General features: G+C 74.5%; 21 protein-coding genes. 15 read left to right on the top strand and 6 right to left on the bottom strand.

Annotation, left to right across the window (positions count from 1 at the left end; translation table 11 throughout):
- Nucleotides 1–23: 23 nt before the first annotated feature.
- Nucleotides 24–2,123 (bottom strand): SpoIIE family protein phosphatase, encoded by a 2,100-nt coding sequence (locus AC07FY_RS15495; RefSeq protein ID WP_479006347.1) that lies wholly within the window; start codon nt 2,121–2,123, stop codon nt 24–26.
- A 273-nt stretch (nt 2,124–2,396) separates the two neighbouring features.
- Between AC07FY_RS15495 and AC07FY_RS15490 the strand changes: the two genes are divergently transcribed.
- The gene (locus AC07FY_RS15490; protein WP_479005893.1) at nt 2,397–3,146 is read left to right on the top strand and encodes a class I SAM-dependent methyltransferase; all 750 of its coding nucleotides are present in this window, start codon (nt 2,397–2,399) and stop codon (nt 3,144–3,146) included.
- A 50-nt stretch (nt 3,147–3,196) separates the two neighbouring features.
- On the opposite strand, the gene AC07FY_RS15485 is transcribed toward AC07FY_RS15490, so the two are convergent.
- On the bottom strand, nt 3,197–4,108 hold the full coding sequence (locus AC07FY_RS15485) for an alpha/beta hydrolase fold domain-containing protein (protein WP_479005890.1): 912 nt from the start codon (nt 4,106–4,108) through the stop codon (nt 3,197–3,199).
- 213 nt (nt 4,109–4,321) lie between these two features.
- Between AC07FY_RS15485 and tdh the strand changes: the two genes are divergently transcribed.
- The 3 genes from tdh (at nt 4,322) to AC07FY_RS15470 (ending at nt 7,640) form a co-directional block, all read left to right on the top strand.
- Nucleotides 4,322–5,350: an L-threonine 3-dehydrogenase gene (gene tdh / locus AC07FY_RS15480; RefSeq protein WP_479005887.1), complete on the top strand. Its 1,029-nt coding sequence runs from the start codon at nt 4,322–4,324 to the stop codon at nt 5,348–5,350.
- Between the two features lie 145 nt (nt 5,351–5,495).
- The gene (locus AC07FY_RS15475) at nt 5,496–6,713 is read left to right on the top strand and encodes a glycine C-acetyltransferase (protein WP_479005884.1); all 1,218 of its coding nucleotides are present in this window, start codon (nt 5,496–5,498) and stop codon (nt 6,711–6,713) included.
- A gap of 12 nt (nt 6,714–6,725) precedes the next feature.
- A complete protein-coding gene (locus AC07FY_RS15470) occupies nt 6,726–7,640 on the top strand; it encodes a LysR family transcriptional regulator (RefSeq protein ID WP_479005881.1) in 915 nt (304 codons plus the stop codon).
- A 47-nt stretch (nt 7,641–7,687) separates the two neighbouring features.
- Here AC07FY_RS15470 and AC07FY_RS15465 read toward each other — a convergent pair whose 3' ends face one another.
- Together AC07FY_RS15465 and AC07FY_RS15460 are read right to left on the bottom strand one after the other, a co-directional pair.
- Complete coding sequence (locus tag AC07FY_RS15465) at nt 7,688–8,503, bottom strand: MBL fold metallo-hydrolase (RefSeq protein WP_479005878.1); 816 nt, start codon at nt 8,501–8,503, stop codon at nt 7,688–7,690.
- On the bottom strand, nt 8,500–9,279 hold the full coding sequence (locus tag AC07FY_RS15460) for a DeoR/GlpR family DNA-binding transcription regulator (RefSeq protein WP_479005876.1): 780 nt from the start codon (nt 9,277–9,279) through the stop codon (nt 8,500–8,502). Before AC07FY_RS15460 ends, AC07FY_RS15465 begins: the two co-directional genes overlap by 4 nt.
- Nucleotides 9,280–9,423: 144 nt before the next feature.
- Between AC07FY_RS15460 and AC07FY_RS15455 the strand changes: the two genes are divergently transcribed.
- From AC07FY_RS15455 to AC07FY_RS15425, 7 genes are all read left to right on the top strand, one after another.
- Nucleotides 9,424–10,326, top strand: a complete 903-nt coding sequence (locus tag AC07FY_RS15455; protein WP_479005873.1) for an SIS domain-containing protein — start codon at nt 9,424–9,426, stop codon at nt 10,324–10,326.
- A complete protein-coding gene (locus AC07FY_RS15450) occupies nt 10,323–11,159 on the top strand; it encodes a class II fructose-bisphosphate aldolase (protein ID WP_479005871.1) in 837 nt (278 codons plus the stop codon). Before AC07FY_RS15455 ends, AC07FY_RS15450 begins: the two co-directional genes overlap by 4 nt.
- A gap of 147 nt (nt 11,160–11,306) precedes the next feature.
- Complete coding sequence (locus tag AC07FY_RS15445; protein WP_479005868.1) at nt 11,307–12,497, top strand: acyl-CoA dehydrogenase family protein; 1,191 nt, start codon at nt 11,307–11,309, stop codon at nt 12,495–12,497.
- A 68-nt stretch (nt 12,498–12,565) separates the two neighbouring features.
- On the top strand, nt 12,566–12,964 hold the full coding sequence (locus AC07FY_RS15440) for a Cif family virulence factor (RefSeq protein ID WP_479005865.1): 399 nt from the start codon (nt 12,566–12,568) through the stop codon (nt 12,962–12,964).
- A 116-nt stretch (nt 12,965–13,080) separates the two neighbouring features.
- Nucleotides 13,081–14,019: an oxygenase MpaB family protein gene (locus tag AC07FY_RS15435; protein ID WP_479005862.1), complete on the top strand. Its 939-nt coding sequence runs from the start codon at nt 13,081–13,083 to the stop codon at nt 14,017–14,019.
- Nucleotides 14,001–16,061 (top strand): serine/threonine-protein kinase, encoded by a 2,061-nt coding sequence (locus tag AC07FY_RS15430; RefSeq protein WP_479005859.1) that lies wholly within the window; start codon nt 14,001–14,003, stop codon nt 16,059–16,061. The genes AC07FY_RS15435 and AC07FY_RS15430 overlap by 19 nt, the downstream gene beginning before the upstream one ends.
- Nucleotides 16,058–17,632: a phytoene desaturase family protein gene (locus AC07FY_RS15425; protein ID WP_479005857.1), complete on the top strand. Its 1,575-nt coding sequence runs from the start codon at nt 16,058–16,060 to the stop codon at nt 17,630–17,632. Before AC07FY_RS15430 ends, AC07FY_RS15425 begins: the two co-directional genes overlap by 4 nt.
- Before the next feature lie 9 nt (nt 17,633–17,641).
- On the opposite strand, the gene AC07FY_RS15420 is transcribed toward AC07FY_RS15425, so the two are convergent.
- Nucleotides 17,642–18,100, bottom strand: coding sequence for a nitroreductase family deazaflavin-dependent oxidoreductase (locus tag AC07FY_RS15420; RefSeq protein ID WP_479005854.1), 459 nt, complete (start codon nt 18,098–18,100; stop codon nt 17,642–17,644).
- Nucleotides 18,101–18,213: 113 nt separating this feature from the next.
- Here AC07FY_RS15420 and AC07FY_RS15415 point away from each other — a divergent pair, with 113 nt between their 5' ends.
- Nucleotides 18,214–18,948, top strand: coding sequence for a TetR/AcrR family transcriptional regulator (locus AC07FY_RS15415; protein WP_479005851.1), 735 nt, complete (start codon nt 18,214–18,216; stop codon nt 18,946–18,948).
- Here the strand turns inward: AC07FY_RS15415 and AC07FY_RS15410 are convergent.
- The gene (locus AC07FY_RS15410; RefSeq protein WP_479006344.1) at nt 18,945–20,783 is read right to left on the bottom strand and encodes a serine hydrolase domain-containing protein; all 1,839 of its coding nucleotides are present in this window, start codon (nt 20,781–20,783) and stop codon (nt 18,945–18,947) included. The genes AC07FY_RS15415 and AC07FY_RS15410 overlap by 4 nt on opposite strands.
- Before the next feature lie 474 nt (nt 20,784–21,257).
- Here AC07FY_RS15410 and AC07FY_RS15405 point away from each other — a divergent pair, with 474 nt between their 5' ends.
- The 3 genes from AC07FY_RS15405 (at nt 21,258) to AC07FY_RS15395 (ending at nt 25,300) form a co-directional block, all read left to right on the top strand.
- Nucleotides 21,258–22,373: an NAD(P)H-dependent flavin oxidoreductase gene (locus AC07FY_RS15405; RefSeq protein WP_479005849.1), complete on the top strand. Its 1,116-nt coding sequence runs from the start codon at nt 21,258–21,260 to the stop codon at nt 22,371–22,373.
- Between the two features lie 5 nt (nt 22,374–22,378).
- On the top strand, nt 22,379–23,932 hold the full coding sequence (locus tag AC07FY_RS15400) for an acyl-CoA synthetase (RefSeq protein ID WP_479005846.1): 1,554 nt from the start codon (nt 22,379–22,381) through the stop codon (nt 23,930–23,932).
- A 201-nt stretch (nt 23,933–24,133) separates the two neighbouring features.
- Complete coding sequence (locus AC07FY_RS15395; RefSeq protein ID WP_479005843.1) at nt 24,134–25,300, top strand: calcium:cation antiporter; 1,167 nt, start codon at nt 24,134–24,136, stop codon at nt 25,298–25,300.
- Nucleotides 25,301–25,324: the final 24 nt, after the last annotated feature.

Below are 25,324 nucleotides of genomic sequence, written 5' to 3'. Positions count from 1 at the left end.
CTGCTCGCGCGCCGTGAGCGGGCCTATCCGGACCCGCCCGTCCGGCACGCGAGGAGCAGGGCGATGTCATCCGGACGGTCGGCGGCCGTGCCCGCCTCGCCGATCAGCCGGTCGGCGGTCTCCGTCAGCGGGTCCGGCCGCGCCGCGGCCAGCGCCGCGCGCAGCCGCTCCACCCCGGTGTCGATGTCGGCGCCCGGTTTCTCCACCAGCCCGTCCGTGTACAGGGCGAGCACCGAGCCCGGCGCGAGGTGCAGCGCGGTGACCGGGTACCCGGCCTGCGGATCGATGCCGAGCACCACCCCGCCGGCCAGGTCCAGCACCTCGGTCCGGCCGTCGGGGTGGCGCAGCAGCGGCTGCGGGTGCCCGGCCCGCACGGCCTCGGCCGAGCCCGTCGCCGGGTCCAGCAGTACGTAGCAGCAGCTCGCGAACTGGCCGGGATCCAGATCGCTCAGGAGCTGGTTGGTCCCGCGCATCACCTGCTCGGGCGTGTTGCCGCTCAGTGCGAAGGCCCGTACGGCGCTGCGCAGCTGTCCCATGGTGGCCGCGGCGGCGACGCCGTGGCCCTGGACGTCCCCGATGACCAGCGCCAGCCGGCCGCCACCGGTCTCCACGACGTCGTACCAGTCCCCGCCGACGTCCATGCCCTGGGTGCCGGGCAGGTACCGGCCCACCGTGGCCACCTGCGGGTGCACCGGCAGCCGGTGCGGCAGCAGGCCGGACTGCAGCCCCCGGGCCAGCGCCGCCTCGCTGTCGTAGCGCCGGGCCCGTTCCAGGGCCTGGGCGATCAGCCCGGCCAGGGCGGTGAGCGCCGTACGCTCCTGCGGGCTGAAGCCCCGAGGCGCGTCGAAGCCCAGGATGCACGAGCCAACCGGGCGGCCGGACGCGATCAGCGGCAGGAACGCACGGGCCCCGACGTCGGCGTCCAGCGGGATTCCCGGATAGGCGGCCGCCAGGTGCTCCATCGACTCGAAGAACAGCGGCCGGCCCGAGGTCAGGGTCTCCACGCCCGGCAGCCGCACGTCGAGCCCCACCCCGTCGAACCGGTCGAGGAAGCCCTTGGGGAAGCCGGTCTCCCAGGCGAGGTGCAGGTGCCGCTCGTTCAGCAGGTAGATGGCCAGTTGGCGGCCGCCGAAGGCCGGCAGCAGTTCCTCGGTGACCATCGCCGACACCTGCCGGGCCGTGACCGCCTCGGTCAGCGCGATGGCCAGGGCCACCGGCCGGTACAGCGCGGACGCCCGGTCGGCGGGGGAGCCGGCGTCCCCTCCGGTGCGGGCCATCGAGGCGGGCGCGTACGAGGGCTTCTCAGTGGCGGTGATGGTCACCGTCACCCCGTCGGCGCCCGGGTACAGGTCCACCGACACCCACTCGGCGGGCTCGCGCCCCCGCCGGGCCGGGAAGTGCACCGGCACGGTGGACATGAAGACGGCCCGGAAGTGGTCCTCGTAGGCGGGATGGCCGAGCCAGGGCAGCGCCTGCCACAGCACCTGTCCGCGCAGGTCCGGCCCGTCCGCGCCGAGCAGCCGTTCGGCGGCTGCGTTGGCGTAGCCGATCCTGCCCTGCCGGTCCAGCGACAGCAGCGCCTGCTCCAGGCGGTCCGCGGCCGCCCCGGCCGCCCCGCCGCCTTCGGCCGCGCCCGGCCGCTCCGCGCACAGCGGGTCGTCGTCCCAGAGCACCGGGTTCCCGGCCGCCGCCAGTGCGGCCAGCTGTGCGGCGAGCCGGTCGGCGGCCCCGCGCAGCCGCTCGCGTTCCGGCGGCGGCACGGGGACCCCGGGGGTCGCGGCGCGCAGCGCCATCAGCACGCCGAACCGTTCGGCGCCCGCGGTCACGGGCTCGAACATCGAGGCGAAGGGGAAGGGCAGTCCCGCCGTCAGCTGCGGGAAGCGGCGCATGGCCGCCTCCGCGTCCGGCAGGTGCACGGACTGCCCGGCCCGGTAGGACTCCGCCACCGGGTAGGGGCGGCTCAGGTTCATCCGCCACCAGGGCCGGAACAGCGGACCCGGAAGCCCCGTGAGGGCCGCCAACCGCAGCAGCCCCGGCCGCCCGGAGCGCAGGTACACCCCGCCCGCGTGCCCGTCGACGGCCGCCGCCACGTCGAGTGCGGCCCGGACGAGCGCCCGGGCCAAGGCACCGGAGGCGGGGCCGCCACTGTCCGGTGTCGCCGTCACACCGCCAGCATGCGCCCTCGGCAGTGCTCACCGCACCCCAGGCGGAACGTTGGCGACGGGCCCCGAGGCGCGTCTTTCGGAGCATGCCGGGCCTGATCCGAAAGGAGGCCCTAGGCCGACCGCTTCCCTCGTCCGGGGGACGCACGGGTGTGCGGCCGCGCCTCGGGCGCGCCGCGGGGCACCATACGCACGCATCCACCCCCCGCCCGGCAGGTCACCGGAAGGCAGAGCATGCGGTTCCAGTACGACACCCTCGGAGAGCGGTACGCCGAGTCCAGGACCACGGCGGCCTTCTCGGCGGCCGACACCTACACCCTCCACGGCGCCATCGACGCCCTCGGCGGGGTGCGCGGGCTCGACGCCCTCGACCTGGCCTGCGGGTACGGCTACAACACCCGGCTGCTGGCCCGCGGCGGCGCCCGGCGGACCGTCGGGGTGGACGCCTCGGAGGAAATGATCAAGCTGGCCCGCGAGCACGACGCGGAGTACGAGGCGGAGCGGGTCGGCGGGGACATCGAGTACCACGTCGCCGACGCCGCCGCACTCCCCGCCCTCGGGCCCTTCGACCTGGCCACCGCCGTCTACCCCTTCAACCACACGCCCGACCGGGTGTCCCTGCACGCGATGTTCCGCTCGGTGCGCGCCAGCCTCCGCGCGGGCGGGCGGCTGCTCGCCATCGTGCCCAACGCCGGGGCGTTCCCCCGCGTGGACTGGTCGCCCTACGGGGTCCGCATCCTCGACCGCATCGTGGCCGGCGACGCGCCGCTGCTCAAGGCCCACTTCCTCACCGAACCGCCCGTGCCGTTCGAGTTCCACGAGTGGGCCCACGCCGAGCTCGCCGAAGCGGCCGTCGAGGCGGGCTTCAGCACCATCGGCTGGCAGCCGAACCGGACCCCGCCGGCCGACCCCGAACGCGACGACGCCTACTGGACGGCGTACCGCGCCTGGCCGATCAGCTCCCTGATGACCTGCGTGGCGTAGACCCCGGGGGCGGACCGGCCGCCCCGCCCCGTCGCGGACCGGGACCGGGCTCACCCCTCGGCGGCCACCGCCCGGACCAGCTCGACGATCCGATCGCGCGCGGCCCGGCCCTCCGGTACGGGCAGCAGCGGGTAGCCGTGCGGCAGCCCCGCCTCCTCGTGGAAGTCCACCTCCGTACCGGCCGCGCGGGCCCGGCGTGCCAGCTCCCGGCTGTCCGTGACCAGCACGTCGCGGGTTCCGGCGAACACCGTCAGCGGCGCCAGCCCCTGCAAGGACCCGTGCAGCGGGCTCACCCGCGGATCGTCGACGGCCAGCGTCCCGGCGTACAGCCGCCCGGCCTCGCGCAGCCCCCGGCGGGCCGTCACCGGGCCGTCCGCCTCGATGCCCGCCTGGTCCGGATGGCTCATCGTGACGTCCAGCCACGGCGAGACGAGCACGATCCGGGAGGGCTGCGTCCCGTCGCGGTCGCGCAGCCGCTGGGCGGAGGCCAGCGCCAGCCCGGCGCCGGCGCAGTCCCCGAGCAGCACGGTCCCGCCCGCGCCGCCGCTCGCGATCAGGCCGCTGAGCAGGTCGGCGGCGACCGGGACCGTCCGGTCGGCGGTCCCGCGCGGGGCGAGGAGGTACGCGGGGACGACGACCCGCGCCCGCGCCTGCGTGACCAGGGCCCGGACCATCGCCCAGTGCGGGCGGACGAGTTCGTTCACGTACCCGCCGCCGTGCACGTACAGCACCCGGGCCGCGGGCTCGCCGCCGAGCGGCGAGACCTCGTACACCGGCCAGGCCCCGACGAAGGTCCGGGTGATCTCCGCGACCCGCCCCAGCGAGCGCGGCGGCAGATGGGAAGCCGGCCTGCGGGCGGACTGGGCCACCCGCGCCCGCACCGCCTCGGCGCTTGCGAACCGTCTTCGCCGCCCCGCCGCGGTCAGCGCCACCGACAGCGCCCTGCTGCGCAGACTCGGCACGCCCCTCACCTCCCCTTTTCCCCCGGACCGCACCGGCCCGGGGTCTCCCTGCCCCGTCAGGCAGGAGCATAGGCGTGAAGCTGGGCTGTCGACCCGCTTAAGAAAGTCTCGATGGACTGATCACCGGGCATCTCGGCAGATTGGTGACCGTCACCGACGCCGCCCGCGCCCCCGCGCGCGCGGCGCTCCCTTCCGCATGCCTGGAGCCACCCCATGAAGGCACTCGTCAAGCACAAGGCCGAACCCGGACTGTGGCTCATGGACGTTCCCGAGCCCGAGTACGGCCCCGGCGACGTGCTGATCAAGGTGCTGCGCACCGGCATCTGCGGAACCGACCTGCACATCCGTGCCTGGGACGGCTGGGCGCAGGGCGCCGTCAAGACCCCGCTGGTCCTCGGCCACGAGTTCGTCGGCGAGGTCGCCGCCCTCGGCGCCGACGTCCGCGACATCGAGGTCGGCGCGCTGGTGAGCGGCGAGGGCCACCTGGTGTGCGGCAAGTGCCGCAACTGCCTGGCCGGGCGCCGCCACCTGTGCCGCAGCACCATCGGCCTCGGTGTCGGCCGCGACGGCGCCTTCGCCGAGTACGTGGTGCTGCCCGCGCAGAACGTGTGGGTGCACCGGACGGCGGTGGACCTCGATGTCGCGGCGATCTTCGACCCGTTCGGCAACGCCGTGCACACGGCGCTGTCCTTCCCCCTCGTCGGCGAGGACGTCCTGATCACCGGCGCCGGCCCGATCGGGATCATGGCGGCGGCCGTGGCCCGGCACGCCGGTGCGCGCAGCGTGGTGATCACCGATGTGAGCCCCGAGCGCCTGGACATCGCCCGCAAGGCCGGCGCCACGCTCGCGGTCAACGTCGCCGAGACCACGATCGCCGACGCGCAGGCGCAGCTGGGCCTGCGCGAGGGCTTCGACATCGGCCTGGAGATGTCCGGCCGCGGCGAGGCGATGCGCGACATGATCGACAACATGACGCACGGCGGCCGGATCGCCATGCTGGGCCTGCCCGCGCAGGAGTTCCCGGTCGACTGGGCCAAGGTGGTCACCTCGATGATCACCATCAAGGGCATCTACGGCCGAGAGATGTTCGAGACCTGGTACGCGATGACGGTGCTGCTGGAGGGCGGGCTCGACCTCAGTCCCGTCATCACCGGCCGCTACTCGCACCGCGACTTCGACGCGGCGTTCGACGAGGCGTCGACCGCCCGCAGCGGCAAGATCATCCTGGACTGGACCGCGTAACCGCGCACCGGAGCCCTTCGCACGCCGGCCCTCCCACGCCCGGCCCTCTCCCCGCCGACCCCTTCCCCCGCCGGGCCCCGCACCCCTCCGCGGGGCCCGGCCCCCCGCCGTCCGCCGCCCTCCGCCGCACAAGGAGAACCGCACCATGTTCGAGTCCGTCCGCGAGGACCTGCGCACCACCCTCGACGAGATCCGCGCCGCCGGCCTGCACAAGCCCGAGCGCGTCATCGGCACCCCGCAGAACGCGGCCGTCGCCGTCACCGCGGGCGGGGGCGACAGCGCCGCGGGTGAGGTGCTCAACTTCTGCGCCAACAACTACCTGGGCCTCGCCGACCACCCCGAGGTCGTCGCCGCCGCCAAGGACGCCCTCGACCGCTGGGGCTACGGCATGGCCTCGGTGCGCTTCATCTGCGGTACGCAGGAAGTGCACAAGGAGCTGGAGGCGCGCCTGTCGGCGTTCCTGGGCCAGGAGGACACGATCCTCTACTCCTCCTGCTTCGACGCCAACGGCGGTGTCTTCGAGACCCTGCTCGGAGCCGAGGACGCGGTCATCTCCGACGCCCTCAACCACGCCTCGATCATCGACGGCATCCGCCTGTCCAAGGCCCGCCGCTTCCGCTACGCCAACCGCGACATGGCCGAACTGGAGACGCGGCTGAAGGAGGCCGCCGAGGGTGGCGCCCGCCGCAAGCTCATCGTCACCGACGGCGTCTTCTCCATGGACGGCTACGTCGCCCCGCTCCAGGAGATCTGCGACCTCGCCGAGCGCTACGACGCCATGGTCATGGTCGACGACTCGCACGCCGTCGGCTTCGTCGGCCCCGGCGGCCGGGGCACCCCGGAGCTGCACGGGGTCATGGACCGCGTCGACATCATCACCGGCACCCTCGGAAAGGCCCTGGGCGGCGCCTCCGGCGGCTACGTCGCGGCGCGCGCCGAGATCGTCGAGCTGCTGCGTCAGCGCTCGCGCCCGTACCTCTTCTCCAACTCCCTCGCCCCGGTCATCACGGCGGCCTCGCTGAAGGTCCTCGACCTGCTGGAGTCGGCGGACGACCTGCGCGAGCGGCTCGCCGCGAACACCGCGCTCTTCCGCAGCCGGATGACCGAGGCCGGCTTCGAGATCCTGCCCGGCGACCACGCCATCGCCCCCGTCATGATCGGCGACGCGGCCGAGGCGGCCCGGATGGCCGAGCTGCTCCTGGAGCGCGGCGTCTACGTGATCGGCTTCTCCTACCCGGTGGTGCCGATGGGCGCGGCGCGGATCCGCGTGCAGCTCTCGGCGGCCCACTCGACCGCCGACGTCGAGCGCGCGGTCGCCGCGTTCACCGACGCCCGCGCGGCGCTGGGGACGGACGCGGCCTGAGACAATGGCGGGGTGATCGACCCCCGCCGGCTGCGCATCCTGCGGGCCGTGGCGGACCACCGTACGGTGACCGCCGCGGCCGCAGCCCTCTACCTCACCCCCTCCGCGGTCTCCCAGCAGCTCGCGGCGCTGGAACAGGAGACGGGCCACGCGCTGCTCACCCGCAGCGGCCGCGGTGTCCGCCTCACGGCGGCCGGTGAGATCCTGCTCGGGCACGCGCACGAGGTGCTGGCGCAGCTGGAGCGGGCGGAGGCCGAACTCGCCGCCTACGCGGGCGGTTCGGCGGGCGAGGTGACCGTGGCCGCCTTCGCGACCGGCATCGCGGAGGTGCTCGCCCCGGCCATCGCCCGGCTGGCGCTGGAGCACCCCGGGATCCGGCTGCGGGTGCGGGACGCGGAGGGCGACCAGAGCCTGCCGCTGCTGCTGGACGGCGAGGCGGACGTGGCCCTGGCGGTCGAGTACCGCGGCGGCCCCGGTGCGGACGACGCCCGGCTGTCGGTCCTGCGCCTGTACGCGGAGCCCTTCGACGCCGTCCTGCCCGCCGGGCACCCCCTGGCGGACCTGCCCGCGGTGGCGCTGGCCGACCTGTCCGACGCGGACTGGGTGGGGCAGTACCCCGGCAACCCGTGCCACGACGTGACGCTGCTCGCCTGCGAGCTGGCCGGCTTCGCGCCCCGGTTCGTCCACTCCTCCGACGACTTCCGCGCGGTGACGGCCCTGGTCGGAGCCGGGGCCGGGGTCGCCCTCGTACCGCGCTCGGCGCTGCGCGGCATGGACCTCAAGGAGGTCCAGGTCCGTCCCGTCTCCGGTCCGGCCGCCACCCGCCGGGTCTTCGCCGCCACCCGCCGGGGCGGCGAGACCCACCCGCTCGTCGCACCCGTCCTGGCTGCTCTGGTCCGGGAGTCGGAGCGGCTGCCGGCGCACTGACCGGTTCCCGGCGGCCGGAGCCCGCGCCCGCCCCCCGGCTGCGGTGATCAGCCGTCCAGGGTGAAGACGGTCCCCGGCGCGGCATGGGCGACGGGGCCGGCGTAGTGCGCCGCGGCGCGCGCCACCGCCTCCCCGGGGGTCAGGCCCCGGCCCACGTGCGTGACGACCAGCCGGGCCGCGCGGGCGGCGGCCGCCGTCCTGCCGGCCTCCTCGGGCGTGTGGTGCACGTGCTCGGCCTCCCGCTCCGGGCGCCGGGCGCTCTCCGCCTCGCACAGCAGCAGGTCGCACCCCTCGGCGAGATCGGTCAGCGCGGTACACGGAGCGGTGTCCCCCGAGTAGACCAGCGCCCGGCCGCCCGCCTCGATCCGGACGGCGAAGGCGGGCATCCCGTGCGCCACGGCGCGGCTGGTGAGCGTGAGCGCCCCGACCGGCGCCCGGTGCCCGTCGGACAGCTCGTGGATCTCGAAGGCGGACTCGACGGGGCTGCGGGCACCGCCGTTGGTGAGGTACCCGGCCAGCCGGTCGGCGATGCCCGGCGGGCCGAACAGCGGCAGCGGCGCCGCACGGCGTACGTCGGCGAACAGCAGGCCGTAGTACGCGGTCAGCAGATCGGCACTGTGGTCGGCGTGCAGGTGCGAGATCCAGACGGCGTCCAGTTCGCCGAGTCCGGCGTGGCGCTGGAGCGGGCCCAGCGTGCCGCTGCCGGCGTCCATCCAGACACGGGTGCCGCCCCCGGAGACCAGGTAGCCGGAGCAGGGGTTGCCGGCGGTCGGGTACGGCGTCGCGCTGCCGAGCACGGTGAGGCGGAGGGCGCCGTCGGCCGGTGCCGGGGAAGCGCGGGGGCGGTCGTCGGCCCGGCTCACGCCCGCACCACCTCCACTCCCGCCGCCTCGAACTCACGTGCCACGGCGGCCGACAGGCCCGTGTCGGTCACCAGGACGTCGACCGAGGAGGTCGCGCAGATCCGGGCGAAGGCGCGGACGCCCAGCTTGCTGGAGTCCGCCGCGATCACCACCCGGCGGGCCCGCTCGCACAGCAGGCGGTTGACCGACGCCTCGTCCTCGTGGCGGGTCGCCGCCCCGTCGGCCGGGTCGAAGCCGTCCACGCCCAGCACCGCGGTGTCCACCGCGAGCTGGCCGAGCACCTGCTCGGCGAGCGGTCCGGTCAGCTCGTAGGACTGCGGACGCGCCACCCCGCCCGTCAGCACGATCTTGAACTGCGGCCGGATCACCAGCTCGCCCGCGATGTTGAGGGCGTTGGTCACCACGGTGAGCGCCGGGGAGCCCTGGGCCAGGTCCGCACGGCCGGCCAGGGCGCGCGCGATCTCGGTCGTCGTGGTGCCGCCCGTCAGGCCGACCACCTCGCCCGGGGTGATCAGGGCGGCGACCGCCTCGCTGATGCGGCGCTTCTCGGCGGCGCGGCGCGAGGTGCGGTAGCGCAGGGGCAGTTCGTAGGAGACGCCGTGCACTACGGCGCCGCCCCGGGTGCGCACGAGCAGCTGCTGCTCGGCGAGCTGGTCCAGGTCGCGGCGGATGGTCGCGGCGGACACCCCGAGCGCCTCCGCGGCCGGTTCCACCTCCACCTCGCCCCGCTCCACCAGCAGGTCCAGCAGCGCCTGCCAGCGCTCCTTGCGGGTCATCGGCCGCCCCCTTCGTGTGCTCCTTCGGCCTACCCGCCGAGATTAACCCAGGCGATCACGTCGTTGATGCTTGAAGTTGTGCGAAACAGGCCGCTACCTTGCAGGAAAACGCATCAAGAGTCGTCTGCCGTTCGAGGGAGCCGCATGAGTCACGTCGCGCACGAGTTGGCCACACAGCCGGAATGCTGGGAGCGGGCCGCCGAACTGGCCCCGGCCCGGCGGTCGGTGCTGCCGCAGCCGGGGGAGCGTACCGCGATCGTCGGGTGCGGGACGTCGTACTACATGGCCCAGGCGGCCGCCGTGTTGCGCGAGGAGGCCGGCCAGGGCGAGACCGACGCCTTCCCGGCCTCTGAGTTCCCGAGCCACCGCCGCTACGACCGGGTCGTCGCGCTCACCCGGTCCGGCACCACCACCGAGGTGCTCGACCTGCTGGCCGCCCTGCGGGACGCCGGCGTGCCCACGACCGCCGTGGTCGGCGACCCCGCGACCCCGGTGATGACCCTCGCCGACGAACTCGTCGTCCTGGACTTCGCCGACGAACGGTCCGTGGTGCAGACCCGCTTCGCCACCACCGCCCTCACCCTCCTCCGCGCCCACGCCGGGCTGCACACCTCCGCCGTGGTGGCCGACGGCCGCACCGCGCTCGCCGAGCCGCTGCCCGCGGAGCTCGCGAGCCGGGGGCAGTTCACCTTCCTCGGCCGTGGCTGGAGCGTCGGCCTCGCGCACGAGGCCGCGCTGAAGATGCGGGAGGCGTCGCTGTCCTGGGCCGAGTCCTATCCCGCGATGGAGTACCGGCACGGTCCCATCAGCGTCTCCGGTCCCGGCACCGCCACCTGGTCGCTCGGCGCGGCCCCCGACGGGCTCGCCGCGCAGGTGCGCGCCACCGGCGCCCAGTGGGTGGCGGGCGGCCTCGACCCGCTCGCCGAACTGGTGCGGGTCCACCGCCTCGCCCTCGCCGTCGCCGCGCACCAGCAGCTGGACCCCGACGCACCGCGCCACCTCACCCGCTCGGTGATCCTCGAGTCCGGAGAGGAGGCGGTCCGATGAGCCTCGTCCCCGCGGGCACGCTCGTCCGCGAGGCGGCGGGCGCGGGCCGCGCCGTCGCCGCCTTCAACATCATCACCCTGGAGCACGCCGAAGCGGTCGTCGCCGGCGCCGAGGCGGCCGGGCGGCCGGTCATCCTCCAACTGAGCGAGAACGCGGTGAAGTTCCGCGGCGGCCGGCTGCTGCCGATCTCCCGCGCGGCCGCCGCCTGCGCCGAGGCCGCCGGGGTCCCGGTCGGTCTGCACCTGGACCACGTCAAGAGCCCGGACCTGCTGCGCCGGGCGGGCGACGCGGGATACGGCTCGGTGATGTACGACGCCGCGCACCTGCCCTACGCCGAGAACCTGGAGGCGACCCGCTCCGCCGCCGACTGGGCGCACGCGAACGGGCTGTGGATCGAGGCGGAGTTGGGCGAAGTGGGCGGCAAGAACGGCGCGGCACCGCTGGACCCGCACGCCCCGGGCGCCCGTACCGACCCCGACGAGGCGCGCCGGTTCGTCGCCGACTCCGGGGTCGACGCGCTGGCCGTCGCCATCGGCAGCAGCCACGCGATGACCAGCCGCACCGCCTCCCTCGACCACGCGCTGCTGGCCCGGCTCGCCAAGTCGGTGGACGTGCCGCTGGTCCTGCACGGCTCCTCGGGGCTGCCGGACGCGGAGCTCGCGGCGGCCGTCGCCGGCGGCATCCGCAAGGTCAACATCGGAACCGCCCTGAACGTGGCCATGACCGAGGCGATCCGCACCCACCTCACCCCGGCGGACCCCCGCCCCTACCTGACGGCCGCCCGCACCGCGATGGCGGCGACGGCCACGGCCATGATCAACGCCCTGACCTGAAAGCCCCGAAGCACCGCGTCCGCGTCCGCGACCGCCGCCGCACGGCCCCCTCCCGCGCGTCCCGCCCCTTCCGAATTTCTGGAACTGGTTCTAATCTGACCGCCGCCACACAGCGACCGGCTGGACCGCGAGACACCCGGAGGGGCCGTGCACCTCGAATACACGCCTGAGCAGCAGCGGTTGCGCACCGAGCTGCGCGCCTACTTCGCCGACCTGGTGCCCGAGGACGTCTACGCCCGCTACGAGGACCCGTCCGCCCAGAAGCGGTTCTACCGGGAGACCATCCGCCGGCTCGGCGCCGACGGCTGGCTCGGGGTCGGCTGGCCGAAGGAGTACGGCGGCCGCGGGATGTCCCCCATGGACCAGTTCATCTTCTTCGACGAGGCGGCGCAGGCCGTCGTACCGCTGCCCCTGATGGCGCTCAACACCGTCGGGCCGACCCTCATGCAGTTCGGCACCGACGAGCAGAAGGCGTACTTCCTGCCCAGGATCCTCGCGGGCGAGATCGACTTCGCCATCGGCTACAGCGAGCCGGACGCCGGCACCGACCTCGCCGCGCTCAGGTGCAAGGCGGTCCGCGAGGGTGACGAGGAGACCGGCACCTACGTGGTGAACGGGCAGAAGATCTGGACCACCAACGGCGACACCGCCGACTGGGTCTGGCTCGCGGTGCGCACCGACCCGGACGCCCCCGCCCACAAGGGCATCACCATGCTCCTGGTGCCGACCTCCGATCCCGGCTACTCCTGCACCCTCATCAACACCCTCGCCTCGCACGACACCACCGCCAGCCACTACGAGAACATCCGCGTCCCGGCCACCCGCCGCGTCGGCCCGGAGAACAAGGGCTGGCGCCTGATCACCAACCAGCTCAACCACGAGCGCGTCACCCTCGCCGCCCACGGCACCATGGCCATCCGCGCCCTGCACGACGTCTCGCGCTGGGCCGCCGAGACGAAGCTCGCAGACGGCCGGCGCGTCATCGACCTCTCCTGGGTCCGCGGCCGCCTCGCCCGCACCCACGCCCGGCTCGACGCGATGAAGCTCCTCAACTGGCAGATGGTGGGCGCCGTCCAGGCCGGCACCCTCACCCCGCAGGACGCCTCCGCGGTCAAGGTCTACGGCTCCGAGGCCCGACGCGACGCCTACGCCTGGCTGATGGAGGTCGTCGGCACGGCCGGCTCCCTGAAGGACGGCTCCGCCGGCGCGGTCCTGCACGGCGAACTCGAACGCGGCTACCGCAGCGCCGTGATCTTCACCTTCGGCGGCGGCAACAACGAGATCCAGCGCGAGATCATCTCCTGGATCGGCCTCGGAATGCCCCGCGTCCGCCGCTGACCGGCCCGGACGGCTCCCCGAGTCCGCTGCGAACAGGCGTGCGGAACGCAGGTGTTACCGTCGGGCGCATGTCCAAGAGCGAGATCGACGCGGTGACCGCCGAGTTCTTCGGTGCCTTCGACAACCGGGGCGGGAAGGCCGCCGACGTGGGCCGGATCCGCCGGCTGGTCGTGCCGGGCGGGGTGATCGTCATGGCCGGGCCGGACTTCACCGTCTACACGGTGGAGGAGTTCATCCGGCCCCGCGAACGGCTGCTGGCGGACGGCCGGCTGCTCGAGTTCGCCGAATGGGAGACCTCCGAACGGACCGAGATCGCCGGCGACATCGCCTCCCGGTTCGGCACCTACCGCAAGTCCGGCATCCTGGACGGCGAACCCCTCGAGGGAGGCGGCACCAAGACCATCCAGTTCGTCCGCACCCCGCAGGGCTGGCGCATCTCGGCGTTCGCCTGGCACGACACGCCCTGACCGCCGACGGGCGTCCCCACCCGGACCCGCCGGACAGCCGGCCGCGTCTCCTGGCCGCCGCACCCGCACCGCCCGTACGCTGGAACCACCGGCACGCGCGGCAATGGAGGTCCCGGATGGACGGCAGCGCCACCGCGGCCGACCCCGGCCTGTACGGACCGCGGTCCGTCACCTGGCAGTGCCACGGGGACCCGATGATGTGGATCGCCGGCGTCCGCGCGCTGTACCTCCAGGCCCTGCACCCGCGCGCCGTCCGCGGGGTCATGGAGAACAGCGACTTCCGGCGCGACGCCTGGGGGAGGCTGCTGCGCACCGCCGACTTCGTCGGCACGCTCACCTACGGCACGGCCGCGCAGGCCGAACGCGCCGGCGCTCGCGTCCGGGCCATCCACCGCACGCTCTCCGCCACCGACCCGGAGACCGGCGCGCGCTTCCCCGTCGACGAACCCGCGCTGCTGCTGTGGATCCACTGCGCCCAGATCGACAGCTTCCTGCACGTCCTGCGCCGCTCCGGCGTCCCCCTGACCCCCGCCCAGGCCGACCGCTACGTCGACGAGAACCGGGTGAACGCCCGCCTCGTCGGCCTCGACCCGGCCGCCGTCCCCTCCGACACCGCGCGGCTCGCCGCGTACTTCGAGGAGGTCCGCCCCGAGCTTGCCGCCGGGGCCGACGCCCACGCCGTCGACGACTTCCTGCGCGGTCCGCCCGTCCACCCGCTCCTCGTCCCTGGCCGAAACCTGCTGTGGCGGCCGCTCGCCGACCTGGCCTACGGATCCCTCCCCGGCTGGGCGCACCAGCTCTACGGCCGACCCGCACCCTCCCCACGGGTCATCACCCGACGCCTGCGTCTCACCGGACACGCGCTGCGCACCGTTCCCGCAGGTCTGCGCTGGCAGCTCCCCCCAGGTCACATCTTGAAAGCGATGCGCCGCATGGGCCCCGCGAGTCGCCCCTCCCCGTACACACTGCGTACATCAGCGGCCATACTGGACCGGCCGGGGAGGGCGAGGCACGACAACGGGGGCGACTTCAAGCGATGGCGGAGTCCGGACTGATCCAGGGGCGTTACCGGTCGCTCGACCTGATCGGCCGCGGCGGCATGGGCGAGGTGTGGCGGGCCCGGGACGAATCGCTGGGCCGGCAGGTCGCCGTGAAGTGTCTGAAACCGATCGGCACCGAACAGGACGCCCACTTCACCCAGGTGCTGCGCGAGCGCTTCCGCCGGGAGGCGCGCGTGGCCGCCTCACTCCAGCACCGGGGCGTCACCGTCGTCCACGACTTCGGCGACGACAGCGCCGCGGGCGGCCCCCTCTACCTCGTCATGGAGCTCCTCGAAGGCCGCAACCTCAGCCAGCTCCTGGAGGACAACGACACCCGCCCGCTCCCCGTCGACGTGGTCGTGGACATCGCGGAGCAGCTCGCGGCCGCCCTCGGCTACACCCACGAGCAGGGCGTCGTGCACCGCGACCTCAAGCCGGCCAACATCATGCGGCTCACCGACGGCACCGTGAAGATCTGCGACTTCGGCATCGCCCGCCTCGCCCACGACATCGGCTTCACCGCCAAGCTCACCGGCGGCGGCATGGCGATGGGAACCCCGCACTACATGTCGCCCGAGCAGATCGCCGGCGGCGAGGTCGACCACCGCAGCGACCTCTACTCCCTCGGCTGCGTCCTCTACGAGATCGCCACCGGTGCGCCGCCCTTCGACCTCGGCGACTCCTGGTCCGTGCTGGTCGGCCACCGCGACACCGACCCCGTGCCGCTGCGCGAGCACCGGCCGGAACTGCCCGCCTCCTTCGAGCGGGTGGTTCTGGACCTCCTCGCCAAACGCCCCGAGGACCGGCCCGGCGACGCCCGCCACCTGCACCGCAGGCTCGTCGAGGGCCGCCTCCGGCCGGGCGGTCCGGCAGGGGCCCACGCCCCCCTCCCCGCCTGGGCCCAGGGCATGACCGCCGGGCGCAAGGCGGGGACCGACGCCCGCCCCGCGAGCGGCCAGTGGGCCGTGCTCACCGGTGCCTGGACGGCCGCACGGCCCAGCGGCGCCCAGCGGATCGTCCGTCCCGCGCCCGCGGCGGACCCCCGCCTCACCGCCCCGTACGGGTCCGCGCGCCTGCCGGGCCCCCGCGAGAAGGGCACCGACGCCCTGGCCGCAGGCCACACCCGCGCCTTCGCCCTCAGCCGGGCCGGTCGCCCCGAGGAGGCCCTCGCCCAGTACGAGGCCGTGGCCGACGGCCGGGCCCGGGTGCTCGGCCCCGACCACCCCGACACCCTCGCCGCGCGCCAGGAGGCGGCCTACGAACTGGGCCGGCTCGGGCGGCACGCCGAGGCGTACGCGATCTACCGCGCGGTCCTCGTCGCCCGCGAACGCACCGAGGGGGCGCTCCACCCCGACACCCTGCGCTGCCGCCACAACCTGGCCTGCGCCCTCGGCGCCCTCGGCCGGTTCGCCGAGGCCCACACCACCGCCGCCGCGGTCGCGGCCGACCGGGCGGCCGTCCTCGGCGACGAGCACGTCGACACCCTCCTGACCCGCTACGAGGCGGCGTACGCGCTCGGCCGCCTGGAGCGCTGGCAGGAGGCCCTGGCCGCGTTCCGCGAGGTGGCCGCCGTACGGGAACGGGTGCTCGGCCGCGACCACCCCGACACCCTGGCCGCCCGCTACGAGGTCGGCATCGCGCTCGGCCGCACCGGGAGCAGTGCCGAGGCCCTGGACCTGTTCCGGGCGCTGGTCCGCGACCGCACCCGCGCGTACGGGGCCGCCGACCCCGAGACCCTGCGCGCCCGGCACGTCCTCGGCGTCAACCTGGGCCGCCTCGACCGCTGGGAGGAGGCGGTGGCCGAGGCCCGCGCGGTGGGCGAGGCACGGGCCGCGGTCCTCGGCGCCGAACACCCCGACACCCTGGCCAGCCGCCGCGAACTCGCCGCCGGGCTGGGCCGCCTGGGCCGCTGGGAGGAGGCGCTGCCCGTCTACCGGGAACTCTCCGGGATCCGTGAGCGGGCCCTCGGCGACGCGCATCCCGACACCGCGCTCGCCCACGCCGACGAGGCCCACTGTCTGGAGCGCCTGGGCCAGGTGTGTTACCAAGAGCCATGACAGCGATGCGGGGCTCCAGCGGGTTCGGGCACGACGTCTACGACGCGGTGATCGTCGGCGGGGGCCACAACGGCCTGGTCGCAGCCGCCTACCTGGCCCGGGCGGGCCGCTCGGTGCTCGTCCTGGAACGGCTCGGCCACACCGGCGGGGCGGCCGTCTCCACCCGGCCCTTCGCCGGGGTCGACGCCCGCCTCTCGCGCTACTCGTACCTCGTCTCCCTGCTCCCCGCCAAGATCGTGCGCGATCTGGGGCTGCGGTTCGAGGTCCGCAAGCGCGCCGTCTCCTCCTACACACCCACCCTGCGCGACGGCCGCCCGGGCGGGCTGCTCGTCGGTGGCGGCGAGGCGCGCACCCGGGAGTCCTTCGCCCGGCTGACCGGTTCGGACCGGGAGTACGAGAGCTGGCGGTCCTTCTACGGGACCACCGGCCGCGTCGCCGGGAAGGTCTTCCCGACCCTGACCGAGCCCCTCCCGACCCGGGAGGCCCTGCGCGCCCGGATCGACGACGACGCGGCCTGGCGGATGCTGTTCGAAGAGCCCCTGGGCGAGGCGGTGGAACGGCACTTCGCCGACGACCTGGTGCGCGGCGTGGTCCTGACCGACGGACTGATCGGTACCTTCGCGGACGCGCACGACTCCTCGCTGGCGCAGAACCGCTGCTTCCTCTACCACGTCATCGGCGGCGGCACCGGGGACTGGGACGTACCCGTCGGCGGCATGGGCGCGCTCACCGACGCGCTGGCCGGGGCGGCGCGGGCGGCCGGGGCGGAGATCGCCGTCGGGCACGAGGTACTGCGCATCGACACGGACGGCGCCGCCCCGGCCGAGGTGGTGTTCCGCACGGCGGTGGGGGAGGGGCGGGCCGTCGGCCGCACGGTGCTGGTCAACGCCTCCCCGAGGGCGCTCGCCGAACTGCTCGGCGGGGCACCGGCGCAGCCGGCGCCGGAGGGCGCCCAGCTCAAGGTGAACATGCTGCTGCGGCGGCTGCCCCGGCTGCGGGACACCGCCGTCGACCCGCGCGAGGCCTTCGGCGGCACCTTCCACATCGCCGAGGGCTACGCCGAACTGGCCCGGGCCCACGCGGAGGCGGCGGCCGGGGAACTGCCCTCCGTACCGCCGTCCGAGATCTACTGCCATTCGCTGACCGACCCGACGATCCTCGGACCGGAACTGGCCGAGCAGGGCTACCAGACGCTCACCCTGTTCGGCCTGCACACCCCGGCCCGGCTGTTCGCGCGGGACAACCGGCAGGCCCGGGAGGTGCTGCTGACCGCCACCCTCGCGCAACTCGACGCGCACCTGGCCGAACCGCTCACCGACTGCCTCGCCTTCGACGCGGACGGCCGTCCGTGCATCGAGGCGAAGACGCCGCTGGACCTGGAGCGCGAACTGCGGCTGCCCGGCGGCCACATCTTCCACCGGGACCTGTCCTGGCCGTACGGGGACTCCGGGCGCTGGGGCGTGGAGACCGCCCACCGCAACGTACTGCTGTGCGGTGCGGGGGCGGTCCGCGGCGGAGGGGTCAGCGGGGTCCCCGGGCACAACGCGGCGATGGCGGTGCTGGGGCACTGACCGCCCGGCCTACCGGCCGGCGTCGGCCGGTTCGATCACGACGATCGGGATCTCCCGGCTGGTCTTGGTCTGGTATTCGTCGTAGGCGGGCCAGTGCTTCACCATCACCGGCCAATACGCGGCGCGTTCTTCGGCCGTCGCGGTGCGGGCCGTGCCCTGCATGATCGTCGGGCCGACCTGGATGCGGACCTCGGGGTGCTCGATCAGGTTCCGGTACCACAGCGGGTGCGCCGGGTCGCCGCCCTTGGAGGCGACGAGCAGGTACCGGCCGTCGTCCTCGCCGTAGATCAGGGGTGTCCGCACCGGCTTCCCGGAGACCCGGCCCACGGTGGTGAGCAACAGGGTCTGCGTGCCGTTCCAGTCATGGCCCTCGGACCCGTTCGACTCCACGTACTGCCTGACGTGGTCGCGTTGCCAGCTGCCGGGCCGGGGGTCGGTCGGGTGGTCCCAGTCGATCTCGGTCGTCATGCGATTCGCCTGCCTTCGCGTCGAACGGTCCACGAACCTCAACAACGAAGCCCAACGCCTCCGGACACGCCGCCATTCCTCCGGAGGTTGCTCTACATCTGTAGAGTGGCTTCATGTCCTCGACGCCCACCCCAGACCGCGGTCCCGACCGCAGGACCCTCATCGCGGACACCGCGATCGACCTCGTCGCCTCGGGCGGCCTGCGGGCGCTGACCCACCGGGCCGTCGACGCGGCGGCGGGCCTGCCGGCGGGCAGCACCTCCTACTACGCCCGTACCCGCACGGCGCTGATCGCCGCCTGCTACCAGCGGCTCGCCGAGCTGGACCTCGCGGACCTCGACGCGGACGGGCCGCCCCTCCTCGCGCCCCCCGCGCCCCTCGACGGTGGCAGGTCCGCCCCCGCCCCCGCCCCGCCCGCGCCCCTGGACCGCGAGACGGCCGCGGCGGCGCTCGCCGGGCTGCTGCACCGCTGGCTGACGACGGGCCGCCCCCGCCAGCTGGCCCGCTTCGAACTCAGCCTGGAGGCGGCCCGCAACCCGGAGCTGGAGGCGGACCTCCACCAGGCCGGCCGCGGTGCGCGGGCCCGGGCGGCGGGGATCCTCGCCGCCCTCGGCGCGGACCGTCCCGAGGAGGCGGCCGACCTGCTGATCGCCTGGGCCGACGGGATCCTCTACGACCGGCTGGCGGGTGCCTTCGCCCGCTCCCGCCCGGCGCCGGAGTTGGCGGAACTGACCTCCGTCACCCGCCGGATGATCGACGCGGCACTCTCCTGGCCGGACCCGCGGCCCACCCCGCCCCGCCCGTCCCTCCTCGAGCGCGACGGCGCCGGGGACCCGGACGCGCTCTAGTCCGACGACCGCACCCAGCCGACCGCTTCGAGCCGGGCGGCGTCGGCGGGGCGGTCCTCGGCGAAGAGGAGCCGGGCCGGTTCCGCGACCCGGATGAGGTCCACGTACACCCCGCGCCCCACGTACCGCCCGTTCGCCGAATGGCGGAAGCGGAGGCGGACCTCCCGGCCCGCCCGGGCCGCCGTGAGCGGGGCCTCCAGCCGGTGCCAGATCCGCCCGGACCAGCCGTCGGCCGCACCGCGCGGCCAGCTCTCGGGAACGCCGCCGGTGGAGCGCAGCGTGCTGAACGGCAGCGGCTCCCAGCGCCCCCCGTCGGAGGAGACCTCGAGGTGCAGGGCGCCCTCGCCCGGCACGGTGTCCCACCAGAGCGCGCAGCGCAGCCGGGCGGAGGCCGTCGCCGGGGTGAGCGGCGGCAGGGTCAGGGTGCCCGAGGCCGCGGGGGTGATCCCCGAGAACCAGGCCGGGCCGCCGTGCCTGGTGCGGACCGGGACGGCGCGGGCGAAGCGGTTGCCGACGGCGACCCGGGGCGCGCTGCCGGCCCGCCAGGTGCGGACGGGGTGCACGGAGTTGCCGAGCAGGATCAGGAAGGAGTCGGTGGAGGGGTCGAGGACGAGGGAGGTGCCGGTGAAGCCGGTGTGGCCGGCGGAGTTCGGTGTGGCCATGGCCCCCATGTACCAGTGCTGGTAGAGCTCGAAGCCGAGGCCGTGGTCGTCGCCCGGGAAGGCGGTGTTGTAGTCGGTGAAGAGCAGTTCGACGGAGCCGGGGCGCAGGATGCGGCGGCCCGCGTACACCCCGCCGTCGAGGAGGGCGCGGGCCAGCACGGCCAGGTCGAACGCGGTGCCGAAGACCCCCGCGTGGCCCGCGACGCCGCCGAGCGCGTAGGCGTTCTCGTCGTGCACCTCGCCCCACACCAGCCCGCGGTCCAGGCCCGACCAGGGCGGGCGCTGCACCTCGGTGGCGGCGGTGACCCGGCGCCAGGAGCGGGGCGGGTTGAAGCGGGTGCGCTTCATCCCGAGCGGAGCGGTGATCTCCTCCCGGAGCAGGACGTCCAACGTGCGACCGGTGATCTCCTCCAGGAGCAGCTGGAGGGTGATCAGGTTGAGGTCCGAGTACCGGTAGACGCTCCCCGGGGTCTCCTGCGGCTGCACCGACCACAGCAGGCCCAGCCGGCCTTCGCGCGTGGACTCCCGGTAGAACGGCGCCCACGAACGCAGCCCCGAGGTGTGCGTGAGCAGCTGGCGGACCGTGACGAGCTCCTTGCCGCCGCCCGTGAAGAGCGGCAGGTACCTGCGCACCGGTGCCTCCAGCTCCAGCCGGCCCCGCTCCATCTGCTGCACCGCGAGGACGGAGGTGAACAGCTTCGTCAGCGAGGCCAGGTCGAAGACGGTGTCCTCGGCCATCGCGATGCGCTCGGCCGCCGGGAACTCGCGTGCCCGGCCGGTCCGCCCGTCGTAGTCCGCGTACCGCACGGCGTCGCCCATGGCGCGGTGCAGGGCGATGGTGCGGCCGCGGCCGGCCAGGACCACCGCGCCGGCGTAGTGCGGGTGTTCGGGGGAGGGGCCCAGGAACCGCCGTGCCTCGTCCGCCACCTCTTCGAGGTGGCGGTCCAGCAGCCCGGCCTGGCGCGCGGACCCGTACCGCAGCCGCAGACCCTGCAGGTCGCGCCGCTCGGCCGGGCCGCCGGAGGCCGCCGCGGGGCTGCCGGGGCCGCCCGGCAGGGCGGCGTGCAGGACGAGCACACCGCCGAGCGCGAGCAGGCGGGCGCCGAGGCGACGCCGACTCAGAACCCGTACCGCAGCCGGCTCTTGCCCGTCGGCTCGCCCGGTCCCATGCAGGGGCCCGGGTCCGGGCTGTTTTCCCGGCCCTCGCCCGTCGCCTCGCCCGTCGCCTCGCGCGTACCCGTGCCCGTCCCCGGGCTCCGGTCCTGGCCGCCCCGGCCCCGGCCCCGGCGGGACCGCTGCCGGGGCTGTCCTGTCCGTCGATCCGCCGGCCCCCGTACCTGCTGCCATGTCCGGCCCTCCTGTCACCGTCCGAGTCCGCCTGCCGCGCCGCTCCCCGGGGCGCCGCCCCGGACCGGCCCTCCGGGGACGCACCCGGCCTCCGCCCGGGACAGCCACGCCGTGCACGCGCGCGGAAGCCGGATGCGCCTCAGGGCTCCGGGGAGGCCGGCGTCCGGCCCGGCGCGCCGCACGTTAGTGGGTATCTGCCCGCCCGGTGGGCACCCTCCGCACCAACCGGGCCGCAAAGAATCTGACGCTCTATCAGAAAACCTCTTCCCTCGGCTGCCGGGCTGCGGCATCCTGCGGCCCATGGAGACGGAGCTGAGCAGGAAACTGGGAGTCGAGCACGCCATCTTCGGCTTCACGCCCTTCCCGGCGGTCGCCGCCGCCATCACCAGGGCGGGCGGATTCGGCGTGCTGGGCGCGGTCCGCTACACCGCACCCGACGACCTCAAACGCGACCTCGACTGGATGCAGGCGCACACCGACGGCAAGCCCTACGGCCTCGATGTCGTCATGCCCGCCAAGAAGGCCGTCGACGGCATCAGCGAAGCCGACATCGAGGCGATGATCCCGGCCGGCCACCGCCAGTTCGTCCGCGACACCCTCGCCAAGCACCACGTGCCCGAGCTCGCCGAGGGCGAGGCCTCCGGCTGGCGGATCACCGGCTGGATGGAGCAGGTCGCCCGCAACCAGCTCGACGTCGCCTTCGACTACCCCATCAAACTCCTGGCGAACGCGCTGGGTTCCCCGCCGGCCGACGTCATCGCCCGCGCCCACGACCACGGCGTCCTCGTCGCCGCCCTCGCCGGCAGCGCCAAGCACGCCCGCCGCCACGCCGAGGCGGGCATCGACATCGTCGTCGCCCAGGGCTATGAGGCCGGCGGGCACACCGGGGACATCGCCACCATGGTCCTGGTCCCCGAGATCGTCGAGGCCGTCGCCCCGCTCCCGGTCCTCGCCGCGGGCGGCATCGGCAGCGGCGAGCAGATCGCCGCCGGCCTCGCCCTCGGCGCGCAGGGGGCCTGGCTCGGCTCGCTCTGGCTCACCACCACCGAGGCCGACCTCCACTCCCGAGCCCTCACCGAGAAGCTCCTCGCCGCGGGCTCCGGCGACACCGTCCGCTCCCGCGCCCTCACCGGCAAGCCCGCCCGCCAGCTGCGCACCAAGTGGACCGACGCCTGGGACGACCCGCAGGGCCCCGGCGCACTCCCCATGCCGCTGCAGGGCCTGCTCGTCGCCGAGGCCGTCTCCCGGATCCAGAAGTACGAGGTCCAGCCGCTGCTGGGCACCCCCGTCGGCCAGATCGTCGGCCGGATGAACGAAGAGCGCAGCGTCCAAGCGGTGTTCGACGACCTGACGGCGGGGTTCGAGCGCGCCGTCGACCGTCTCAACCGCATCGCCGGCCGAGTCCGAGAGGCGTGATCCGCGTGACCGAGCAGCCCCCCAACGGATTCTGGGCGCAGGCCGCCGCAGACCCGGACCGCACGGTCCTCGTCACGCCCGAAGGCGAGGAGTGGAGCGCCGGCCGGCTGCACGCCGACGTCAACCGCCTCGTCCACGGCCTGCGAGCCGCCGGTCTGGAGCAGGGGGACGTCTTCGCCGTCGTCCTGCCCAACGGCGTCGAGTTCCTCACCGCCTACCTGGCCGCCTCCCAGGCCGGCTTCTACCTGGTCCCCGTCAACAACCACCTGGTCGGTCCGGAGATCGCCTGGATCGTGTCCGACTCCGGTGCCAAGGTCCTCGTCAGCCACGAACGGTTCGCCGAGGCCGCCACCGCGGCGGCCGACGAGGCAGACCTGCCCGCGAGCCACCGCTACGCCGTCGGAACCGTCCCCGGTTTCCGCCCCTACGGGGACCTCCTGGACGGGCAACCCGCGACGCCGCCCGCCGGGCGCACCCTCGGCTGGGTCATGAACTACACCTCCGGCACCACCGGCCGCCCGCGCGGGATCCGCCGCCCGCTGCCGGGCAAGCTCCCGGAGGAGACCTACCTCGGCGGCTTCCTCGGCATCTTCGGCATCCGGCCCTTCGACGGCAACGTCCACCTGGTCTGCTCACCGCTCTACCACACGGCCGTCCTGCAGTTCGCGGGCGCGGCCCTGCACATCGGGCACCCGCTGGTCCTGATGGACAAGTGGACCCCGCGGGAGATGCTGCGCCTGATCGACCGGCACGCCTGCACGCACACCCACATGGTCCCGACCCAGTTCCACCGGCTGCTCGCCCTCCCGCAGGAGACGAAGGACGCCTACGACGTCTCCTCGATGCGGCACGCCATCCACGGGGCCGCCCCCTGCCCCGACCACGTCAAGCGGGCGATGATCGACTGGTGGGGGAGGTGCGTGGAGGAGTACTACGCGGCGAGCGAGGGCGGCGGCGCCTTCGCGACCGCCGAGGAATGGCTGAAGAGGCCGGGAACGGTGGGGAAGGCATGGCCGATCAGTGAGCTGGCCGTCTTCGACGACGACGGCAACCGGCTGCCCGCCGGTGAACTCGGCACCGTCTACATCAAGATGAACACCGGCGGCTTCAGCTACCACAAGGACGAGGGCAAGACGCGGAAGAACCACATCGGCGACTTCTTCACCGTCGGCGATCTGGGCCTGCTGGACGAGGAGGGCTACCTCTTCCTCCGCGACCGGAAGATCGACATGATCATCTCGGGCGGGGTGAACATCTACCCGGCCGAGATCGAGTCGGCCCTGCTCACCCATCCGGCGGTCGCGGACGCCGCCGCGTTCGGGATCCCGCACGCGTACTGGGGCGAGGAGGTCAAGGCGGTCATCGAACCGGCGGAGGGCTTCGTGGCGGGCGACGCCCTGGCCGCGGAGATCCTGCACCACTGCGAGCGGCAGCTCGCCGGCTACAAACGGCCCAAGACGGTCGACTTCATCCAGACGATGCCGCGCGACCCGAACGGCAAGCTCTACAAGCGCCGGCTGCGCGACCCGTACTGGGAGGGCCGCGAGCGCGCGATGTGACGAGGCGTCCGGGGCCGGCCGTTGTTCCGGCCGATCCCCTCCGGGGGCGGCCCCCGGCCGCGTGAGGTCCGCGGTGGGTCGCGGGCCGCCGCGCCCGGGCCCCCGGCCGCGGCGCCCGGGCATCCCGAGGGAAGCGCCACGTCGGGGACGCACGCGCGCCGTGCGGCGCACGCACGGCACGCATCTGGCAGGTTGGCCCGTATGCGGACGGCAACGAGCAGATCACCCCTGACCGACTGGACCGTCGTGGTCCCCGTGGTGGCGCTCGTCGCGCTCGTCCTCACCTGGGGACGCGACCTGCCCGGATACGCGGTGGCCCTGGTCTCCCTCTGCCTCGCGGGAGCGGTGCTGGCGGCCGTGCACCACGCCGAGGTCGTCGCCCACCGCGTCGGCGAACCCTTCGGCTCCCTCGTCCTCGCCGTGGCCGTCACCGTCATCGAAGTGGCGCTCATCGTCACCCTGATGGCCGACGGCGGCGACAAGACCGCCTCCCTCGCCCGGGACACGGTCTTCGCCGCCGTGATGATCACCTGCAACGGCATCGTCGGCATGTCCCTGCTGGTCGGCGCCCTGCGCAACCGCGTCGCCGTCTTCAACGCCGAGGGTTCCGGCGCGGCCCTGGCCACCGTCGCGACGCTGGCCGTCCTCAGCCTCGTACTGCCGACCTTCACCACCAGCAAGCCCGGACCGGAGTTCTCCACCGCCCAGCTGACCTTCGCCGCCGTCGCCTCGCTCGCCCTCTACGGCCTGTTCGTCACCGTCCAGACGGTCCGGCACCGGGACTACTTCCTGCCGGTGGACACGGCAGGCGGAGGCGGCGTACGCGATGACCGCGACGGCCGCGCCCGGACGGCGGCGCCGGCGGGCGGCGGCGCACCCGCCGACGGCACCGAGCACGCCGCGCCGCCCACCGCCCGGGCCGCGCTGGTCAGTCTCGGCCTGCTGCTCGTCGCACTCGTCGCCGTCGTCGGAGACGCCAAGGCCGTCTCCCCGACCATCGAGAAGGGCGTGGCGGCGGCCGGACTGCCGGGCGCCGTCGTCGGTGTGATCATCGCTCTGCTCGTCCTGCTGCCCGAGACCCTGGCCGCCGTCCGCGCGGCCCGCCGCGACCGCGTCCAGACCAGCCTCAACCTGGCCTACGGCTCGGCCATCGCCAGTATCGGCCTGACCATCCCCGCCATCGCGCTGGCCTCGATCTGGCTCTCCGGCCCGCTCCTGCTGGGCCTCGATCCCCTCCACATGGTGCTGCTGACCCTGACCGTCGTGGTCAGTGCCCTCACCATCGCCCCGGGCCGCGCGACCCTGCTCCAGGGCGGTGTCCACCTGGTGCTGATGGCCGCCTACCTCTTCCTGGCCGTCAGCCCCTGAGGGCCGCGGCCAGGAAGGGTCCGG

It is taken from the genome of Streptomyces sp. NPDC045967, from assembly GCF_056430495.1.
Note: the sequence above shows the minus strand (reverse complement) of the source record. Positions and strands in the feature narration are given on the sequence as shown.

What these genes read in the sequence shown, in the direction of transcription:
- AC07FY_RS15490 (WP_479005893.1), top strand. Translation starts at nt 2,397, where the DNA reads ATGCGGTTCCAGTACGACACCCTCGGAGAGCGGTACGCCGAGTCCAGG.
- tdh (WP_479005887.1), top strand. Translation starts at nt 4,322, where the DNA reads ATGAAGGCACTCGTCAAGCACAAGGCCGAACCCGGACTGTGGCTCATG.
- AC07FY_RS15475 (WP_479005884.1), top strand. Translation starts at nt 5,496, where the DNA reads ATGTTCGAGTCCGTCCGCGAGGACCTGCGCACCACCCTCGACGAGATC.
- AC07FY_RS15460 (WP_479005876.1), bottom strand. Translation starts at nt 9,279, where the DNA reads ATGACCCGCAAGGAGCGCTGGCAGGCGCTGCTGGACCTGCTGGTGGAG.
- AC07FY_RS15455 (WP_479005873.1), top strand. Translation starts at nt 9,424, where the DNA reads ATGAGTCACGTCGCGCACGAGTTGGCCACACAGCCGGAATGCTGGGAG.
- AC07FY_RS15450 (WP_479005871.1), top strand. Translation starts at nt 10,323, where the DNA reads ATGAGCCTCGTCCCCGCGGGCACGCTCGTCCGCGAGGCGGCGGGCGCG.
- AC07FY_RS15440 (WP_479005865.1), top strand. Translation starts at nt 12,566, where the DNA reads ATGTCCAAGAGCGAGATCGACGCGGTGACCGCCGAGTTCTTCGGTGCC.
- AC07FY_RS15435 (WP_479005862.1), top strand. Translation starts at nt 13,081, where the DNA reads ATGGACGGCAGCGCCACCGCGGCCGACCCCGGCCTGTACGGACCGCGG.
- AC07FY_RS15430 (WP_479005859.1), top strand. Translation starts at nt 14,001, where the DNA reads ATGGCGGAGTCCGGACTGATCCAGGGGCGTTACCGGTCGCTCGACCTG.
- AC07FY_RS15425 (WP_479005857.1), top strand. Translation starts at nt 16,058, where the DNA reads ATGACAGCGATGCGGGGCTCCAGCGGGTTCGGGCACGACGTCTACGAC.
- AC07FY_RS15420 (WP_479005854.1), bottom strand. Translation starts at nt 18,100, where the DNA reads ATGACGACCGAGATCGACTGGGACCACCCGACCGACCCCCGGCCCGGC.
- AC07FY_RS15415 (WP_479005851.1), top strand. Translation starts at nt 18,214, where the DNA reads ATGTCCTCGACGCCCACCCCAGACCGCGGTCCCGACCGCAGGACCCTC.
- AC07FY_RS15405 (WP_479005849.1), top strand. Translation starts at nt 21,258, where the DNA reads ATGGAGACGGAGCTGAGCAGGAAACTGGGAGTCGAGCACGCCATCTTC.
- AC07FY_RS15395 (WP_479005843.1), top strand. Translation starts at nt 24,134, where the DNA reads ATGCGGACGGCAACGAGCAGATCACCCCTGACCGACTGGACCGTCGTG.